A 14,998-nucleotide genomic window follows, 5' to 3' on the forward strand; every position below is an offset into this window, starting at 1 on the left:
TCGCTCCGATCGCGATGGAAGAAGGTCTGCGCTTCGCGATCCGCGAAGGCGGCCGTACCGTCGGCGCCGGCGTCGTCGCCAAGATCCTCGACTAAACTCGAGTATCGCTGCCGGGCCGCAGCTGGTGTATCATCTGCGGTTCAGCGCCCGGGAGCGGGCGCCTGGTCTCCCCGGGCGCCCGCTCCTACGTTCTTTTACTGATCCGGCGATGCAACATCGCCTCGCTCTTTTCAAGGAATCGTCATGCAAAAGCAAAAAATCCGCATTCGCCTGAAGGCTTTCGACTATCGCCTGATCGACCAGTCGGCTGCCGAGATCGTCGACACGGCGAAGCGGACGGGTGCAATCGTCCGTGGCCCGGTGCCGCTGCCGACCCGCATCCAGCGCTTCGACATCCTGCGTTCGCCGCACGTCAACAAGACCTCGCGTGACCAGCTCGAAATCCGCACCCACCAGCGCCTGATGGACATCGTCGATCCGACCGACAAGACGGTCGACGCGCTGATGAAGCTCGACCTGCCGGCTGGCGTGGACGTCGAAATCAAGCTGCAGTAAGGCTCGCGGCGGATCCGGCCCCGGCTGGAAACGCTAAGTCTTTGATTGCTTGCGGAAAACGTAAAGCCTCGCTATAATGCAAGGCTTTTCGCGTATTTGCGTAAAAACCGACGCGCCTGCTCTTGCAGCAAGCGCGCCGTTTTGTAAATTAGCCCCGACCAATCGCAGTCGGGAATGGAGAAAACGATGAGCCTTGGACTCGTAGGTCGCAAGGTTGGCATGACCCGTATTTTCACGGCTGAAGGGGATTCGATTCCCGTCACCGTGCTGGACGTGTCGGACAACCGCGTGACGCAGATCAAGACTGTTGAAACCGACGGCTACACGGCCGTGCAGGTTGCATTTGGCTCCCGTCGCGCATCGCGCGTGACGAAGCCGTTGGCAGGTCATCTCGCCAAAGCCGGCGTTGAAGCCGGTGAAGTTCTCAAGGAATTCCGCATCGATGCGGCCAAGGCAGCCGAGCTGTCGAATGGTGCCATCGTCGGTCCCGATCTCTTCGAAGTAGGCCAGAAGGTCGACGTGCAAGGCGTGTCGATCGGTAAGGGCTATGCCGGTACGATCAAGCGTTACAACTTCAGCTCGGGCCGCGCAACGCACGGTAACTCGCGCTCGCACAACGTGCCGGGCTCGATCGGTATGGCGCAGGATCCGGGTCGTGTGTTCCCGGGCAAGCGCATGACCGGTCACATGGGTGACGTGACGGTTACGGTTCAGAACCTCGAAATCGCGCGTATCGACGCAGAGCGCAAGCTGCTGCTCGTGAAGGGCGCAATTCCGGGCGCGAAGGGCGGCAAGGTCTTCGTGACGCCGGCCGTCAAGACCAAGGGGGCGAAATAATGGAACTCAAGCTCCTGAATGAAAATGGTCAGGAAGGTGCGTCGGTCAACGCGTCGGACGTCGTGTTCGGCCGTGACTACAACGAAGCGCTGATCCACCAGGTCGTCGTGGCTTACCAGGCGAACGCTCGCCAGGGTAACCGCGCGCAGAAGGATCGCGAACAAGTCAAGCACACGACCAAGAAGCCGTGGCGCCAGAAGGGTACGGGCCGCGCTCGTGCCGGTATGTCGTCGAGCCCGCTGTGGCGCGGCGGTGGCCGTATCTTCCCGAATTCGCCGGAAGAAAACTTCTCGCACAAGGTCAACAAGAAGATGCACCGCGCAGGTCTGCGCTCCATCTTCTCGCAGTTGGCCCGCGAAGGCCGTCTGTCGGTCGTCGAGCAACTGACGCTCGAAGCACCGAAGACCAAGCTGCTGGCCGAGAAGTTCAAGGCCATGGGCCTCGAATCCGTGCTCGTCATCACCGATACGGTCGATGAGAACCTGTACCTCGCGTCGCGCAACCTGCCGAATGTGGCGGTTGTCGAGCCGCGTTACGCCGACCCGCTGTCGCTGATCTACTTCAAGAAGATCCTGGTCACGAAGGCTGCGGTCGCCCAGATCGAGGAGTTGCTGTCATGAGCGAGATTCGCAAGAACGATCATCGTTTGATGCAGGTCCTGCTCGCGCCGGTGGTCTCCGAGAAGGCGACCCTGGTTGCCGACAAGAACGAGCAAGTCGTGTTCGAAGTCGCACCGGATGCCACGAAGCAGGAAGTGAAGGCCGCTGTCGAGCTGCTGTTCAAGGTGGAAGTTGATTCCGTCAACGTGCTGGTCCAGAAGGGCAAGCAAAAGCGTTTCGGCCGCTCGATGGGCCGTCGCAAGGACGTGAAGAAGGCGTACGTCTGCCTGAAGCCCGGCCAGGAAATCAACTTTGAAGCGGAGGCCAAGTAATCATGGCAATCGTTAAAGTTAAGCCGACTTCGCCGGGTCGCCGCGCGATGGTCAAGGTGGTCAACAAGGATCTGCACAAGGGCAAGCCGTTCGCACCGCTGCTCGACACGCAGAGCACGACCGCCGGCCGTAACAACAACGGCCGCATCACCACGCGCCACAAGGGCGGTGGTCACAAGCAACACTACCGTGTGGTCGATTTCCGTCGCAACAAGGACGGCATCCCGGCAAAGGTCGAGCGTCTCGAGTACGACCCGAACCGTAGCGCGAACATCGCGCTGGTTCTGTACGCAGACGGCGAGCGTCGCTACATCATCGCGCCCAAGGGCGTGACGGTCGGCCAGCAACTGCTGTCCGGTTCGGAAGCGCCGATCCGCGCGGGCAATGCCCTGCCGATCCGCAACATTCCGGTCGGTACGACGATCCACTGCATCGAGATGCTGCCGGGCAAGGGCGCGCAGATCGCGCGTTCGGCCGGTACCTCGGCCATGCTGCTGGCGCGCGAAGGCGTCTACGCGCAGGTTCGTCTGCGTTCGGGCGAAATCCGCCGCGTGCACATCGAGTGCCGCGCGACGATCGGTGAAGTCGGCAACGAAGAGCACAGCCTGCGCCAGATCGGCAAGGCCGGTGCCAACCGCTGGCGCGGTATCCGCCCGACGGTTCGTGGCGTCGCGATGAACCCGATCGATCACCCGCACGGTGGTGGTGAAGGCAAGACCGCGGCAGGCCGCGATCCGGTGAGCCCGTGGGGCACGCCGGCGAAGGGCTTCCGTACGCGTCGCAACAAGCGCACGACGACGATGATCGTCCAGCGCCGTCACAAGCGTTAAGGAGTAGGCAATGGCACGTTCTGTTAAAAAAGGTCCGTTCTGCGACGCCCATTTGCTGAAGAAAGTTGAGGCGGCTGCAGCTTCGCGCGACAAGAAGCCGATCAAGACCTGGTCGCGTCGTTCGACGATCCTCCCGGACTTCATCGGTCTGACGATCGCCGTCCACAACGGCCGTCAACACGTTCCGGTGTACATCTCGGAAAACATGGTCGGCCACAAGCTTGGCGAGTTCGCACTGACCCGGACGTTCAAGGGTCACGCGGCCGACAAGAAGGCCAAGAAATAAGGGGCAATCAAGATGGAAGTGAAAGCAATTCATCGCGGTGCCCGCATCTCGGCGCAGAAGACGCGCCTGGTGGCTGACCAGATCCGCGGTTTGCCGGTCGACAAGGCGCTGAACGTCCTGACGTTCTCGCCGAAGAAGGCCGCCGGCATCGTGAAGAAGGTGGTGTTGTCGGCTATCGCGAATGCGGAGCACAACGAAGGCGCCGACATCGACGAGCTCAAGATCAAGAGCATCTACGTCGACAAGGCTGCCTCGCTCAAGCGCTTCACCGCGCGCGCTAAGGGCCGCGGCAACCGCATTGAGAAGCAATCCTGTCACATCACTGTGACGGTCGGGAATTAAGGGGTCACACGATGGGACAGAAAATTCATCCGACTGGCTTCCGTTTGGCCGTCAGCCGCAATTGGGCTTCGCGTTGGTACGCGAACAACAACAATTTCGCGGCGATGCTGCAGGAAGACATCGGCGTCCGTGAGTATCTGAAGAAGAAGCTGAAGAACGCTTCGGTCGGTCGCGTCGTCATCGAGCGCCCGGCGAAGAACGCACGGATCACGATTTACAGCTCGCGTCCGGGCGTCGTCATCGGCAAGAAGGGTGAGGACATCGAACTGCTGAAGACGGAACTGCAACGCCGCATGGGCGTGCCGGTTCACGTCAACATCGAAGAGATCCGCAAGCCGGAAACCGATGCTCAGCTGATCGCCGATTCGATCACGCAACAGCTCGAGCGCCGGATCATGTTCCGCCGCGCGATGAAGCGTGCGATGCAGAACGCCATGCGTCTGGGTGCCCAGGGCATCAAGATCATGAGCGCCGGTCGTCTGAACGGCATCGAAATCGCTCGTACCGAGTGGTATCGCGAAGGTCGCGTGCCCCTGCACACGCTGCGTGCCGACATCGATTACGCAACGTCGGAAGCCAAGACGACGTACGGCATCATCGGCGTCAAGGTGTGGGTGTACAAGGGCGACACGCTGGGCCGCAACGATGCGCCGGTGGTCGAGGAAGTGACGGAAGACAAGCGCCCGCGCCGCAATGCGCGTCCTGGCGATCGTCGTCCGCGCCGTGACGGTGAAGGCGGTGGTCCGGGTGCCCGTCGTGGCGCGCCGCGTCGCGCTGCAGGCAAGCCGGAAGACGGCAAGACTGGAGAATAACGATGCTGCAACCGAAACGCAGAAAGTATCGTAAGGAGCAGAAGGGTCGTAACACCGGTATTGCGACGCGCGGCAACGCCGTGTCGTTCGGTGAATTCGGCCTGAAGGCTATCGGTCGCGGCCGTCTGACCGCACGCCAGATCGAAGCGGCGCGTCGTGCCATGACGCGTCACATCAAGCGTGGCGGCCGGATCTGGATCCGTATCTTCCCGGACAAGCCGATTTCGCAGAAGCCGGCCGAAGTGCGGATGGGTAACGGTAAGGGTAACCCTGAGTACTACGTCGCCGAGATTCAGCCGGGCAAGATGCTGTACGAAATGGATGGCGTAACCGAAGAACTGGCACGCGAAGCGTTCCGTCTGGCAGCTGCCAAGCTGCCGCTCAAGACGGCATTCATCGTTCGTCAGCTCGGCGCCTAAGGAGAAAACATGAAGGCTTCCGAACTTCTCCAGAAAGATCAGGCCGCGCTCAACAAGGAGCTGTCGGACCTGTTGAAGGCGCAATTCGGCCTGCGCATGCAACTCGCGACCCAGCAGCTCACGAACACGAGCCAGCTGAAGAAGGTTCGTCGCGATATCGCTCGTGTGCGGACCGTCCTGACTCAGAAGGCGAACCAGAAATGAACGATAGCGTGAAAACCTCGCTCAAGCGGACGCTGGTCGGTCGTGTGGTCAGCAACAAGATGGACAAGACCGTCACGGTGCTGATCGAGAACCGCGTCAAGCATCCGATCTACGGCAAGTACGTCGTGCGCTCGAAGAAGTACCACGCACACGACGAAGCGAACACCTACAACGAGGGTGACCTCGTCGAAATCCAGGAAACGCGTCCTCTCTCGAAGACCAAGGCCTGGACGGTGTCGCGCCTGATCGAAGCAGCCCGCGTCATCTAAGCGGGAGGCCGAAAGGCCACAAGCAGTAGAAGTGCTTGAAATCGCAAAGTTTTTGCTTGCGTGGCCGGGATTATTTGTTATAATCCCGGTCTTCCCTCTTTATGGGAGCCCCGTCGCGGGCGAAGTCACGGTGGGGGAAGCGGGCTGGCGTTCTGTCGGCTCGATGATTCACCGATTTGCGATGGCGGGTTTCGTTTGCCATCGCTGCTGTTCAAACCCAAGCAGCCGCAGTTGGCTGACGGGACCAAGACTGACCGTATGTGCCATGGTGGCGCATCCGGATTAAGTTGGGAAAGATAAACCATGATCCAGACCGAATCTCGGCTTGAAGTGGCCGACAACACGGGTGCACGTGAAGTCATGTGCATCAAGGTGCTCGGCGGCTCGAAGCGTCGTTATGCCAGCATTGGCGACATCATCAAGGTGACCGTCAAGGAAGCAACGCCGCGCGGGCGCGTGAAGAAAGGCGAAATCTACAATGCCGTGGTGGTTCGTACCGCCAAGGGCGTGCGTCGTCAGGACGGTTCGCTGATCAAGTTCGACGGCAACGCCGCTGTGCTTTTGAACAACAAGCTCGAGCCGATCGGCACCCGTATTTTCGGGCCGGTCACGCGTGAGCTGCGTAGCGAACGATTCATGAAGATCGTTTCGCTGGCGCCGGAAGTGCTGTAAGGAGTCGCGATGAACAAGATTCGCAAGGGTGACGAAGTCATCGTCGTCACCGGCAAGGACAAGGGCAAGCGCGGCGTCGTGCTGGCCGTCGGCGCCGAACATGTGACCGTCGAAGGTATCAACCTCGTCAAGAAGCATGTGAAGCCGAACCCGATGAAGGGTACGACGGGTGGCGTGGAAGCGAAGACGATGCCGCTGCATATTTCGAACGTCGCACTGGTCGACGCGAACGGCAAGGCCTCGCGTGTCGGCATCAAGGTCGAGGAAGGCAAGAAGGTTCGCTTCCTGAAGACGACCGGCGCCGTGCTGGCCTGACGCGGAGTAGAAAAATGGCACGTTTTCAAGAGTTTTACAAAGAAACGGTAGTTCCCGGCCTGGTCGAGAAGTTCGGCTACAAGTCGATCATGGAAGTGCCGCGCATCACCAAGATCACCCTGAACATGGGCCTTGGCGAAGCCGTCGCTGACAAGAAGATCATCGAGAACGCCGTTGGCGATCTGACGAAGATCGCAGGTCAGAAGCCTGTCGTGACGAAGGCCCGCAAGGCAATCGCCGGCTTCAAGATCCGCCAGGGCTATCCGATCGGCGCGATGGTGACGCTGCGCGGCCGCGCGATGTATGAATTCCTCGATCGTTTCGTGACGGTCGCCCTGCCCCGCGTGCGCGATTTCCGCGGCGTGTCGGGTCGCGCGTTCGACGGCCGTGGCAACTACAACATCGGTGTGAAAGAGCAGATCATTTTCCCCGAAATCGATTACGACAAGATCGACGCGCTGCGTGGGCTGAACATCAGCATCACGACCACCGCGAAGACCGACGACGAAGCGAAGGCACTGCTCGCCAGCTTCAAGTTCCCGTTCAGAAACTGAGGTTACCGTGGCTAAACTGGCACTGATCGAACGTGAAAAGAAGCGTGCTCGCCTGGCAGAGAAGTACGCACCGAAGCGTGCGGCACTGAAGGCGATCATCGACGACGAGAGCAAGTCGGACGAAGAGCGCTACGCCGCCCGTCTCGAACTGCAACAACTGCCCCGCAACGCCAACCCGACCCGCAAGCGTAACCGCTGCGCGATCACGGGCCGTCCGCGTGGCACGTTCCGTAAATTCGGCCTCGCGCGTAACAAGATTCGTGAAATCGCTTTCCGCGGCGAGATTCCTGGCCTGACCAAGGCGAGCTGGTAATAGGAGAAACGTAAATGAGCATGAGTGATCCTATCGCCGATATGCTGACTCGCATCCGCAACGCGCAGATGGTCGAGAAGGTTTCGGTGGCAATGCCCTCGTCGAAGGTCAAGATCGCGATCGCCCAAGTCCTGAAGGACGAAGGCTACATCGACGATTTTGCAGTCAAGACCGAAGGCGCGAAGGCAGAACTGAACATTGCACTGAAGTACTACGCCGGCCGTCCGGTCATCGAACGCCTCGAGCGCGTGTCGAAGCCCGGCCTGCGCGTGTACCGCGGTCGCAATGACATCCCTCAGGTCATGAATGGCCTGGGTGTGGCAATCGTGTCGACGCCGAAGGGCGTGATGACCGACCGCAAGGCGCGCGCTACGGGCGTCGGCGGCGAAGTCATCTGCTACGTCGCTTAACCGAGGAGAAAGAAACATGTCTCGAGTAGGTAAGAGCCCGATCGCGCTGCAAGGCGCCGAGGTGACGCTGGCAAACGGCTCCATCACCGTGAAGGGTCCGCTGGGCACGATCTCGCAAGTGGTCAATCCGCTTGTGACGGTGGTGAACCAGGACGGCACGCTGAACCTGGCGCCGGTCGACGAAAGCCGCGAAGCGAATGCACTGTCGGGCACGATGCGCGCGATCATCGCGAACATGGTGCACGGCGTGACCAAGGGTTTCGAGCGCAAGCTGACGCTGGTTGGCGTCGGTTATCGTGCGCAGGCGCAAGGCGACAAGCTGAACCTGTCGCTGGGTTTCTCGCACCCGGTGGTGCACCAGATGCCGGAAGGCATCAAGGCTGAAACCCCGACGCAAACCGAAATCGTGATCAAGGGGATCAACAAGCAACAAGTCGGTCAAGTGGCTGCGGAAGTCCGCGGTTACCGTCCGCCGGAGCCCTACAAGGGCAAGGGCGTGCGCTATTCCGACGAGGTTGTGATCCTCAAAGAAACGAAGAAGAAGTAAGGGTGCGCAATCATGGATAAGACTCAATCTCGCCTGCGCCGCGCTCGCCAGACGCGTATCAAGATCGCTGAGCTGCAGGTCGCGCGTCTCGCCGTGCATCGCACGAACTCGCACATCTACGCGCAAGTGTTCTCGCCGTGCGGCACCAAGGTGGTGGCCAGTGCGTCGACGCTGGAAGCCGAAGTGCGTGCGCAGCTGGCTGACCAGTCGGGCAAGGGCGGCAACGTCAATGCCGCAACGCTGATCGGCAAGCGTATCGCCGAGAAGGCCAAGGCCGCCGGCATCGAATCCGTCGCCTTCGACCGCTCGGGCTTCCGCTACCATGGCCGCGTCAAGGCGCTGGCTGATGCAGCTCGCGAAGCTGGGCTCAAGTTCTAAGGGAAGAATTCGTCATGGCAAAGATGCAAGCGAAAGTTCAGGCTGACGAGCGCGACGACGGCCTTCGCGAAAAAATGATTTCGGTCAATCGCGTGACCAAGGTCGTGAAGGGTGGCCGGATTCTCGGTTTCGCCGCGCTGACCGTGGTTGGCGACGGTGATGGCCGCGTCGGTATGGGCAAGGGCAAGGCGAAGGAAGTGCCGGTCGCCGTCCAGAAGGCAATGGAGCAGGCTCGCCGCAACATGTTCAAGGTGCCGCTGAAGAACGGCACGCTGCAACATGAAGTGCACGGCAAGCATGGCGCGTCGACGGTCCTCCTCGCTCCGGCGAAGGGTGGTACCGGCGTGATCGCCGGCGGCCCGATGCGCGCGGTGTTCGACGTGATGGGCGTGCAGAACGTCGTCGCGAAGAGCCACGGCTCGACGAACCCGTACAACCTGGTTCGTGCGACGCTCGACGGCCTGCGCAAGCAATCGACGCCGGCTGACATTGCTGCCAAGCGCGGCAAGTCGGTCGAAGAAATTTTGGGCTAAGCCCAGGTGGTCACCATGTCTGATAAAACTGTCAAGGTTCAGCTCGTCAAGAGCCTGATTGGGACCCGCGAATCGCACCGCGCCACCGTGCGCGGTCTGGGTCTGCGTCGACTCAACTCGGTCAGCGAGCTGCAGGATACGCCGGCCGTGCGCGGCATGATCAACAAGGTCTCGTACCTTGTTAAGGTCATCGGCTAAGCGCCGACTACGGATCAAGGAGTTGATATGGAATTGAATAACCTGAAGCCGGCGGAAGGCGCGAAGCACGCTAAGCGTCGCGTCGGCCGCGGCATCGGTTCCGGCCTCGGTAAGACGGCCGGCCGTGGTCACAAGGGTCAGAAGTCGCGTTCGGGCGGCTTCCACAAGGTTGGCTTCGAAGGCGGTCAGATGCCGCTGCAACGTCGTCTGCCGAAGCGCGGCTTCACGTCGCTGACGAAGGAATTCGTCGGTGAAGTGCGTCTGGGCGACCTCGAGAAGCTGCCGGTCGACGAGATCGATCTGCTCGCACTGAAGCAAGCCGGCCTGGTCGGCGAGCTGACGAAGAGCGCGAAGATCATCGCTACGGGCGAGCTGAAGCGCAAGATCACCGTGAAGGGTCTCGGCGCGACGAAGTCGGCACGCGCAGCGATCGAAGCGGCTGGCGGTTCGTTCGCCGAGTAACGCAGCTCGCGCGCGTTACTAGCATCTGCATCGGAGAAGATACTTGGCCAACAGCCCGAGTCTCGCAAAACCCGGTCGAAGCACGGCGAAGTTTGGCGATCTGCGTCGGCGGGCGATGTTCCTGCTGCTGGCGCTGATCGTCTATCGCATCGGCGCGCACATTCCGGTTCCGGGCATCGATCCGGATCAACTGGCGAAGCTGTTCCAGAGCCAGGCAGGCGGCATCCTCGGCATGTTCAACATGTTCTCGGGTGGTGCGTTGTCCCGCTTCACGATCTTCGCGCTGGGGATCATGCCGTACATCTCCGCGTCGATCATCATGCAGTTGCTGGCGATTGTCTCGCCGCAGCTCGAGGCGCTGAAGAAGGAAGGGCAGGCAGGGCAGCGGAAGATCACGCAGTACACGCGTGTCTTCACGGTCGTGCTGGCCACTTTCCAGGCCTTCGGCATCGCGGCTGCGCTGGAAAATCAGCCTGGCCTCGTGATCGATCCGGGCATGCTGTTCCGTCTCACGACGGTCGTTACCCTGGTGACGGGCACGATGTTCCTGATGTGGCTCGGCGAGCAGATCACCGAGCGCGGTCTGGGCAACGGTATTTCGATCATCATCTTCGGCGGGATCGCAGCAGGGTTCCCGAATGCCGTGGGTGGTCTGTTCGAGCTGGTGCGTACGGGTTCGATGAGCATCATTTCGGCGATCATCATCGTCGTCCTGATTGCAGCGGTGACCTACCTGGTCGTGTTCATCGAACGCGGTCAGCGCAAGATCCTCGTGAACTACGCGAAGCGCCAGGTCGGCAACAAGATTTACGGTGGGCAGTCGTCACACCTGCCGCTGAAGTTGAACATGTCGGGCGTGATTCCGCCGATCTTCGCGTCGTCGATCATCCTGTTCCCGGCAACCATCCTGAGCTGGTTCAGCTCGGGTGAGCGCAAGAGCTGGCTGTCCGACACGCTGCACAACGTGGCGGAAGCGCTGAAGCCGGGTCAGCCGGTGTACGTGCTGCTGTACACGCTGGCGATCGTGTTTTTCTGCTTCTTCTACACCGCACTGGTGTTCAACAGCAGGGAAACGGCGGACAACCTGAAGAAGAGCGGTGCATTCGTGCCGGGCATCCGTCCGGGCGACCAGACCGCGCGATACATCGACCGCATCCTCACGCGTCTGACGCTGGCCGGTGCGATCTACATCGTCTTCGTGTGTCTGCTGCCGGAATTCCTGGTGCTGCGCTGGAATGTGCCGTTTTATTTTGGTGGGACGTCGCTGCTGATCATTGTCGTCGTCACGATGGACTTCATGGCGCAGGTGCAGTCGTACGTTATGTCGCAACAGTATGAATCGCTGCTCAAGAAAGCCAATTTCAAGGGCAGCAACATCCCAATGCGTTGAAAGGACTATGGCCAAAGACGATGTAATCCAGATGCAGGGAGAAGTGGTCGAAAACCTTCCGAATGCTACCTTCCGCGTGAAGCTGGAAAACGGCCATGTCGTGTTGGGGCATATCTCGGGCAAGATGCGGATGCACTACATCCGTATCTTGCCGGGCGACAAGGTGACGGTTGAATTGACGCCTTACGATCTGTCGCGTGCGCGGATCGTGTTCCGGGCGAAGTGATTTGTAAAAAGGGTAATATCATGAAAGTGATGGCATCGGTTAAGCGCATTTGCCGCAATTGCAAGATCATCAAGCGCAAGGGTGTGGTTCGCGTGATCTGCAGCTCGGACCCGCGCCATAAACAGCGTCAAGGCTGATCGCGCGTTTATTTGCGCTTTTCGTTTGAGGAAAAACAATGGCTCGTATCGCAGGGGTTAACATCCCGAATCACCAGCATACCGAGATCGGCCTGACGGCGATTTTCGGTGTTGGCCGCACGCGCGCTCGCAGCATCTGCGTCGCAGCAGGCGTCGAATTCTCGAAGAAGGTCAAGGACCTGAACGACGCAGACCTCGAAAAGCTGCGTGAAGAAGTGGGCAAGTTTGTCGTCGAAGGCGATCTGCGCCGTGAAGTGACGATGAACATCAAGCGCCTGATGGACCTCGGCTGCTACCGCGGCGTCCGCCATCGCAAGGGTCTGCCGATGCGTGGCCAGCGTACGCGTACGAATGCACGTACCCGCAAGGGTCCGCGCCGCGCCGCTCAAGCGCTGAAGAAATAAGCTGACAGTTACAGGAAAACGTCATGGCTAAGGCTTCCAATAACGCGGCTCAACGCGTTCGCAAGAAGGTTAAGAAGAACGTTGCGGAAGGCGTGGTTCACGTTCACGCATCGTTCAACAACACGATCATCACGATCACCGATCGTCAGGGCAACGCTCTGGCGTGGGCGACGTCGGGCGGCCAGGGCTTCAAGGGTTCGCGCAAGTCGACCCCGTTCGCAGCACAGGTCGCAGCCGAGTCGGCTGGCCGTGTCGCGATGGAATACGGCGTGAAGAACCTCGAAGTTCGCATCAAGGGCCCGGGCCCGGGTCGTGAGTCGGCAGTGCGCGCACTGCACGGCCTCGGCATCAAGATCACGGCGATTTCCGACGTGACCCCGATCCCGCACAACGGCTGCCGTCCGCCGAAGCGCCGCCGCATCTAAGGATGCCAGGCGCAGCCTGTCGTCGCCGCAGGGCGGCTTCGGGCAACGTAGTCCATTGATTGACTAAGTCCACCGTTCGGTCCAAAGGGCACGAACTAGCGCGGTTTTTGCGACCGCGTGACGATAGATAGAGGAAACGCAAAGTGGCACGTTATACCGGCCCCAAGGCCAAGCTGTCCCGCCGTGAAGGCACCGACCTGTTCCTGAAGAGCGCGCGTCGCTCGCTCGCCGACAAGTGCAAGCTCGACAGCAAGCCGGGTCAGCACGGCCGCATCTCCGGTGCGCGCACGTCCGACTACGGTACGCAGCTGCGTGAAAAGCAGAAGGTCAAGCGCATCTACGGCGTGCTGGAGCGCCAGTTCCGCCGCTACTTCGCGGAAGCCGACCGCCGCAAGGGCAACACGGGTGAAACCCTGCTGCAACTGCTCGAGTCGCGCCTGGACAACGTCGTCTACCGCATGGGTTTCGGTTCGACCCGCGCCGAAGCGCGTCAGCTCGTGGGCCACAAGGCCATCACGGTGAACGGCATCGTCTCGAACATCCCGTCGCTGCAAGTCAAGGCGGGCGACGTCATCGCGATCCGCGAAAAGTCGAAGAAGCAGGCGCGTATCGTCGAAGCGCTGTCGCTGGCTGAGCAAGGCGGCATGCCGAGCTGGGTGGCGGTCGATGCGAAGAAGTTCGAAGGCACCTTCAAGCAAGTGCCGGAGCGCGCCGAAATCGCAGGCGACATCAACGAAAGCCTGATCGTCGAATTGTATTCGCGTTAATCCGATTGATAGCCGAGGTACCCTGCTTGCGAGAGCCGGCAGGGCCTCGGCTCTTCATTTTCAGGTGTTACCGGTCAGCCTTATCGGTGTAACGAGCCGAGGGTATTGAAAAGGAAAACCTATGCAAACCAGTTTGTTGAAACCCAAGATCATCGCCGTGGAATCGCTGGGCGAGAACCATGCGAAAGTGGTCATGGAGCCGTTCGAACGCGGCTACGGTCACACCTTGGGCAATGCGCTCCGTCGTGTCCTGCTGTCGTCGATGATCGGCTACGCGCCGACCGAAGTGACGATCGCCGGCGTGGTGCACGAGTATTCGACGCTTGATGGTGTGCAAGAGGACGTCGTCAACCTGCTGCTGAACCTGAAGGGCGTGGTGTTCAAGCTGCACAACCGCGACGAAGTCACGGTGACGCTGCGCAAGGAAGGCGAAGGCATCGTGACGGCCGGCGACATCGAACTCGCGCATGACTGCGAGGTGATCAACCCGGATCACGTGATCGCCCACCTGACGAAGGGCGGCAAGCTCGACGTCCAGATCAAGATCGAGAAGGGCCGCGGCTATGTGCCGGGCAACGTGCGTCGCTATGGCGAGGAATCGGCCAAGATCATCGGCCGCATCGTGCTGGACGCGTCGTTCTCGCCGGTTCGCCGCGTGAGCTACGCCGTCGAGAGCGCCCGTGTCGAGCAGCGTACCGACCTGGACAAGCTCGTCATGAACATCGAGACGAGCGGCGTGATCACCCCGGAAGAGGCGATTCGCCAGTCGGCCCGCATCCTGGTCGACCAGCTGTCCGTGTTCGCGGCGCTGGAAGGCACGGAAACGGCCGCCGAAGCCCCGTCGCGCGCACCGCAGATCGATCCGATCCTGCTGCGTCCGGTCGATGATCTCGAGCTGACGGTTCGTTCGGCGAACTGCCTGAAGGCCGAGAACATCTACTACATCGGCGACCTGATCCAGCGCACGGAAAACGAGCTGCTGAAGACGCCGAACCTCGGTCGCAAGTCGCTCAACGAGATCAAGGAAGTGCTCGCTTCGCGCGGTCTCACGCTGGGCATGAAGCTCGAGAACTGGCCGCCGGCTGGCCTCGACAAGTAATCGCACGGCATCGACAGCGTCGTCATCTGGTCAGGACGCGGATTTTCCTTTAAAATCCGCGTCTTGTCTTTTTTCTACCGGCCCGTGCGCCTCAAGGCGCGATAGAAGAGCTGGATCAAAACTTTGAATCAAGGAAACTGAAAATGCGTCACCGTCATGGTCTGCGGAAACTGAACCGCACGAGCAGCCACCGTCTGGCAATGCTCCGTAACATGTCCAACTCGCTGATCGAGCACGAAGTCATCAAGACGACGCTGCCGAAGGCGAAGGAACTGCGCAAGGTCGTCGAGCCCCTCATCACCCTGGGCAAGAAGCCGTCGCTGGCCAACCGTCGCCTGGCGTTCAACCGCCTGCGCGATCGTGACTCGGTCACGAAGCTGTTCGACGTGCTCGGTCCGCGCTTCGCGAACCGTCCGGGCGGCTACCTGCGTATCCTGAAGTTCGGCTTCCGCGTTGGCGACAATGCACCGATGGCGCTGGTCGAACTGCTCGACCGCCCGGAAGTCTCGGAAGAGAACGTCCAGGAAGCGGAATAAGCTTCATTAGATGTCGCGAAAAAGCCAGGCTGATGCCTGGCTTTTTTGTTTTCCGGATCGCTCGCGTCCACATGATGCGGGAGCCGCATCGGCCCAGTCCGAAACTCCGGCCGTCTCACGCGCGAATGAATCAGCTGCGCTACGATA

Annotated in this window: 29 protein-coding genes and 1 pseudogene; all 30 read left to right on the forward strand. The window is 60.5% G+C overall.

The genetic code is table 11. The features are described from left to right. A pseudogene (locus tag FB600_RS27200) lies at positions 1-95 on the forward strand (elongation factor Tu); the annotation flags it as partial. A gap of 148 nt (positions 96-243) precedes the next feature. Next, positions 244-555: a 30S ribosomal protein S10 gene (gene rpsJ / locus FB600_RS27205; protein ID WP_012734355.1), complete on the forward strand. Its 312-nt coding sequence runs from the start codon at positions 244-246 to the stop codon at positions 553-555. A gap of 186 nt (positions 556-741) precedes the next feature. Next, a complete protein-coding gene (gene rplC / locus FB600_RS27210) occupies positions 742-1,392 on the forward strand; it encodes a 50S ribosomal protein L3 (protein ID WP_013696368.1) in 651 nt (216 codons plus the stop codon). Continuing rightward, positions 1,392-2,012 carry a 50S ribosomal protein L4 gene (gene rplD, locus FB600_RS27215; protein WP_013696369.1) on the forward strand — a complete coding sequence of 207 codons (621 nt, stop codon included), beginning with the start codon at positions 1,392-1,394 and terminating at the stop codon, positions 2,010-2,012. The genes rplC and rplD overlap by 1 nt, the downstream gene beginning before the upstream one ends. Then, positions 2,009-2,323 carry a 50S ribosomal protein L23 gene (rplW, locus tag FB600_RS27220; RefSeq protein ID WP_012734358.1) on the forward strand — a complete coding sequence of 105 codons (315 nt, stop codon included), beginning with the start codon at positions 2,009-2,011 and terminating at the stop codon, positions 2,321-2,323. The genes rplD and rplW overlap by 4 nt, the downstream gene beginning before the upstream one ends. A gap of 2 nt (positions 2,324-2,325) precedes the next feature. After that, positions 2,326-3,153, forward strand: a complete 828-nt coding sequence (gene rplB / locus FB600_RS27225; protein ID WP_013696370.1) for a 50S ribosomal protein L2 — start codon at positions 2,326-2,328, stop codon at positions 3,151-3,153. 10 nt (positions 3,154-3,163) lie between these two features. Beyond that, a complete protein-coding gene (rpsS, locus tag FB600_RS27230; protein WP_004199273.1) occupies positions 3,164-3,439 on the forward strand; it encodes a 30S ribosomal protein S19 in 276 nt (91 codons plus the stop codon). A gap of 12 nt (positions 3,440-3,451) precedes the next feature. After that, complete coding sequence (gene rplV, locus FB600_RS27235; protein WP_004199272.1) at positions 3,452-3,781, forward strand: 50S ribosomal protein L22; 330 nt, start codon at positions 3,452-3,454, stop codon at positions 3,779-3,781. An 11-nt stretch (positions 3,782-3,792) separates the two neighbouring features. After that, the gene (rpsC, locus tag FB600_RS27240) at positions 3,793-4,593 is read left to right on the forward strand and encodes a 30S ribosomal protein S3 (RefSeq protein ID WP_012734360.1); all 801 of its coding nucleotides are present in this window, start codon (positions 3,793-3,795) and stop codon (positions 4,591-4,593) included. 2 nt (positions 4,594-4,595) lie between these two features. Further along, positions 4,596-5,012, forward strand: a complete 417-nt coding sequence (gene rplP / locus FB600_RS27245; protein ID WP_013696371.1) for a 50S ribosomal protein L16 — start codon at positions 4,596-4,598, stop codon at positions 5,010-5,012. 9 nt (positions 5,013-5,021) lie between these two features. Next, entirely contained in the window at positions 5,022-5,216 is a 195-nt protein-coding gene (gene rpmC / locus FB600_RS27250) for a 50S ribosomal protein L29 (RefSeq protein WP_004199856.1), read from the forward strand. After that, positions 5,213-5,485 carry a 30S ribosomal protein S17 gene (gene rpsQ, locus FB600_RS27255; protein ID WP_012734362.1) on the forward strand — a complete coding sequence of 91 codons (273 nt, stop codon included), beginning with the start codon at positions 5,213-5,215 and terminating at the stop codon, positions 5,483-5,485. The genes rpmC and rpsQ overlap by 4 nt, the downstream gene beginning before the upstream one ends. A gap of 303 nt (positions 5,486-5,788) precedes the next feature. Then, entirely contained in the window at positions 5,789-6,157 is a 369-nt protein-coding gene (gene rplN / locus FB600_RS27260; RefSeq protein WP_013696372.1) for a 50S ribosomal protein L14, read from the forward strand. A 9-nt stretch (positions 6,158-6,166) separates the two neighbouring features. Beyond that, positions 6,167-6,472 carry a 50S ribosomal protein L24 gene (gene rplX / locus FB600_RS27265; RefSeq protein WP_013696373.1) on the forward strand — a complete coding sequence of 102 codons (306 nt, stop codon included), beginning with the start codon at positions 6,167-6,169 and terminating at the stop codon, positions 6,470-6,472. A 14-nt stretch (positions 6,473-6,486) separates the two neighbouring features. Further along, the gene (rplE, locus tag FB600_RS27270) at positions 6,487-7,026 is read left to right on the forward strand and encodes a 50S ribosomal protein L5 (RefSeq protein WP_013696374.1); all 540 of its coding nucleotides are present in this window, start codon (positions 6,487-6,489) and stop codon (positions 7,024-7,026) included. 7 nt (positions 7,027-7,033) lie between these two features. Beyond that, positions 7,034-7,339, forward strand: coding sequence for a 30S ribosomal protein S14 (rpsN, locus tag FB600_RS27275; protein ID WP_013696375.1), 306 nt, complete (start codon positions 7,034-7,036; stop codon positions 7,337-7,339). 14 nt (positions 7,340-7,353) lie between these two features. Next, a complete protein-coding gene (rpsH, locus tag FB600_RS27280) occupies positions 7,354-7,749 on the forward strand; it encodes a 30S ribosomal protein S8 (RefSeq protein WP_013696376.1) in 396 nt (131 codons plus the stop codon). 16 nt (positions 7,750-7,765) lie between these two features. Next, entirely contained in the window at positions 7,766-8,296 is a 531-nt protein-coding gene (rplF, locus tag FB600_RS27285; RefSeq protein WP_013696377.1) for a 50S ribosomal protein L6, read from the forward strand. Positions 8,297-8,308: 12 nt separating this feature from the next. Continuing rightward, a complete protein-coding gene (gene rplR, locus FB600_RS27290) occupies positions 8,309-8,674 on the forward strand; it encodes a 50S ribosomal protein L18 (RefSeq protein ID WP_012734368.1) in 366 nt (121 codons plus the stop codon). Positions 8,675-8,688: 14 nt separating this feature from the next. After that, positions 8,689-9,207 carry a 30S ribosomal protein S5 gene (gene rpsE / locus FB600_RS27295; RefSeq protein ID WP_013696378.1) on the forward strand — a complete coding sequence of 173 codons (519 nt, stop codon included), beginning with the start codon at positions 8,689-8,691 and terminating at the stop codon, positions 9,205-9,207. Positions 9,208-9,222: 15 nt separating this feature from the next. Beyond that, complete coding sequence (gene rpmD, locus FB600_RS27300; RefSeq protein ID WP_007730608.1) at positions 9,223-9,405, forward strand: 50S ribosomal protein L30; 183 nt, start codon at positions 9,223-9,225, stop codon at positions 9,403-9,405. A 27-nt stretch (positions 9,406-9,432) separates the two neighbouring features. Continuing rightward, positions 9,433-9,867, forward strand: coding sequence for a 50S ribosomal protein L15 (rplO, locus tag FB600_RS27305; protein ID WP_013696380.1), 435 nt, complete (start codon positions 9,433-9,435; stop codon positions 9,865-9,867). A 43-nt stretch (positions 9,868-9,910) separates the two neighbouring features. Beyond that, entirely contained in the window at positions 9,911-11,257 is a 1,347-nt protein-coding gene (gene secY / locus FB600_RS27310; protein ID WP_025099466.1) for a preprotein translocase subunit SecY, read from the forward strand. A gap of 7 nt (positions 11,258-11,264) precedes the next feature. Beyond that, positions 11,265-11,483 carry a translation initiation factor IF-1 gene (infA, locus tag FB600_RS27315; protein WP_012734373.1) on the forward strand — a complete coding sequence of 73 codons (219 nt, stop codon included), beginning with the start codon at positions 11,265-11,267 and terminating at the stop codon, positions 11,481-11,483. A 20-nt stretch (positions 11,484-11,503) separates the two neighbouring features. Continuing rightward, positions 11,504-11,620, forward strand: coding sequence for a 50S ribosomal protein L36 (rpmJ, locus tag FB600_RS27320; protein ID WP_004199844.1), 117 nt, complete (start codon positions 11,504-11,506; stop codon positions 11,618-11,620). 38 nt (positions 11,621-11,658) lie between these two features. Continuing rightward, positions 11,659-12,024, forward strand: a complete 366-nt coding sequence (gene rpsM, locus FB600_RS27325; RefSeq protein WP_013696382.1) for a 30S ribosomal protein S13 — start codon at positions 11,659-11,661, stop codon at positions 12,022-12,024. 23 nt (positions 12,025-12,047) lie between these two features. Continuing rightward, entirely contained in the window at positions 12,048-12,449 is a 402-nt protein-coding gene (gene rpsK, locus FB600_RS27330) for a 30S ribosomal protein S11 (RefSeq protein ID WP_012734376.1), read from the forward strand. A 143-nt stretch (positions 12,450-12,592) separates the two neighbouring features. Next, a complete protein-coding gene (rpsD, locus tag FB600_RS27335) occupies positions 12,593-13,216 on the forward strand; it encodes a 30S ribosomal protein S4 (protein WP_017919723.1) in 624 nt (207 codons plus the stop codon). A 121-nt stretch (positions 13,217-13,337) separates the two neighbouring features. Continuing rightward, positions 13,338-14,315, forward strand: a complete 978-nt coding sequence (locus FB600_RS27340) for a DNA-directed RNA polymerase subunit alpha (protein ID WP_013696384.1) — start codon at positions 13,338-13,340, stop codon at positions 14,313-14,315. Between the two features lie 143 nt (positions 14,316-14,458). Then, on the forward strand, positions 14,459-14,851 hold the full coding sequence (gene rplQ / locus FB600_RS27345; protein ID WP_013696385.1) for a 50S ribosomal protein L17: 393 nt from the start codon (positions 14,459-14,461) through the stop codon (positions 14,849-14,851). Positions 14,852-14,998 lie beyond the last annotated feature (147 nt).

This window comes from Burkholderia sp. SJZ089, from assembly GCF_007828315.1.
Classification (GTDB): domain Bacteria; phylum Pseudomonadota; class Gammaproteobacteria; order Burkholderiales; family Burkholderiaceae; genus Burkholderia; species Burkholderia gladioli.

Excerpts from the sequence above, each read along its gene's own strand:
- rplP (WP_013696371.1), top strand. The coding sequence starts at position 4,596 with ATGCTGCAACCGAAACGCAGAAAGTATCGTAAGGAGCAGAAGGGTCGT.
- rplW (WP_012734358.1), top strand. The coding sequence starts at position 2,009 with ATGAGCGAGATTCGCAAGAACGATCATCGTTTGATGCAGGTCCTGCTC.
- rpsQ (WP_012734362.1), top strand. The coding sequence starts at position 5,213 with ATGAACGATAGCGTGAAAACCTCGCTCAAGCGGACGCTGGTCGGTCGT.
- rpsE (WP_013696378.1), top strand. The coding sequence starts at position 8,689 with ATGGCAAAGATGCAAGCGAAAGTTCAGGCTGACGAGCGCGACGACGGC.
- rpmD (WP_007730608.1), top strand. The coding sequence starts at position 9,223 with ATGTCTGATAAAACTGTCAAGGTTCAGCTCGTCAAGAGCCTGATTGGG.
- rpsM (WP_013696382.1), top strand. The coding sequence starts at position 11,659 with ATGGCTCGTATCGCAGGGGTTAACATCCCGAATCACCAGCATACCGAG.
- rplE (WP_013696374.1), top strand. The coding sequence starts at position 6,487 with ATGGCACGTTTTCAAGAGTTTTACAAAGAAACGGTAGTTCCCGGCCTG.
- rplR (WP_012734368.1), top strand. The coding sequence starts at position 8,309 with ATGGATAAGACTCAATCTCGCCTGCGCCGCGCTCGCCAGACGCGTATC.
- rplD (WP_013696369.1), top strand. The coding sequence starts at position 1,392 with ATGGAACTCAAGCTCCTGAATGAAAATGGTCAGGAAGGTGCGTCGGTC.
- rpsC (WP_012734360.1), top strand. The coding sequence starts at position 3,793 with ATGGGACAGAAAATTCATCCGACTGGCTTCCGTTTGGCCGTCAGCCGC.
- FB600_RS27340 (WP_013696384.1), top strand. The coding sequence starts at position 13,338 with ATGCAAACCAGTTTGTTGAAACCCAAGATCATCGCCGTGGAATCGCTG.
- rplV (WP_004199272.1), top strand. The coding sequence starts at position 3,452 with ATGGAAGTGAAAGCAATTCATCGCGGTGCCCGCATCTCGGCGCAGAAG.
- rplB (WP_013696370.1), top strand. The coding sequence starts at position 2,326 with ATGGCAATCGTTAAAGTTAAGCCGACTTCGCCGGGTCGCCGCGCGATG.
- rplN (WP_013696372.1), top strand. The coding sequence starts at position 5,789 with ATGATCCAGACCGAATCTCGGCTTGAAGTGGCCGACAACACGGGTGCA.
- rplX (WP_013696373.1), top strand. The coding sequence starts at position 6,167 with ATGAACAAGATTCGCAAGGGTGACGAAGTCATCGTCGTCACCGGCAAG.
- rpsS (WP_004199273.1), top strand. The coding sequence starts at position 3,164 with ATGGCACGTTCTGTTAAAAAAGGTCCGTTCTGCGACGCCCATTTGCTG.
- rplQ (WP_013696385.1), top strand. The coding sequence starts at position 14,459 with ATGCGTCACCGTCATGGTCTGCGGAAACTGAACCGCACGAGCAGCCAC.
- rpmC (WP_004199856.1), top strand. The coding sequence starts at position 5,022 with ATGAAGGCTTCCGAACTTCTCCAGAAAGATCAGGCCGCGCTCAACAAG.
- rpsH (WP_013696376.1), top strand. The coding sequence starts at position 7,354 with ATGAGCATGAGTGATCCTATCGCCGATATGCTGACTCGCATCCGCAAC.
- rplO (WP_013696380.1), top strand. The coding sequence starts at position 9,433 with ATGGAATTGAATAACCTGAAGCCGGCGGAAGGCGCGAAGCACGCTAAG.
- rpsK (WP_012734376.1), top strand. The coding sequence starts at position 12,048 with ATGGCTAAGGCTTCCAATAACGCGGCTCAACGCGTTCGCAAGAAGGTT.
- rpsJ (WP_012734355.1), top strand. The coding sequence starts at position 244 with ATGCAAAAGCAAAAAATCCGCATTCGCCTGAAGGCTTTCGACTATCGC.
- rpmJ (WP_004199844.1), top strand. The coding sequence starts at position 11,504 with ATGAAAGTGATGGCATCGGTTAAGCGCATTTGCCGCAATTGCAAGATC.
- infA (WP_012734373.1), top strand. The coding sequence starts at position 11,265 with ATGGCCAAAGACGATGTAATCCAGATGCAGGGAGAAGTGGTCGAAAAC.
- rplC (WP_013696368.1), top strand. The coding sequence starts at position 742 with ATGAGCCTTGGACTCGTAGGTCGCAAGGTTGGCATGACCCGTATTTTC.
- rplF (WP_013696377.1), top strand. The coding sequence starts at position 7,766 with ATGTCTCGAGTAGGTAAGAGCCCGATCGCGCTGCAAGGCGCCGAGGTG.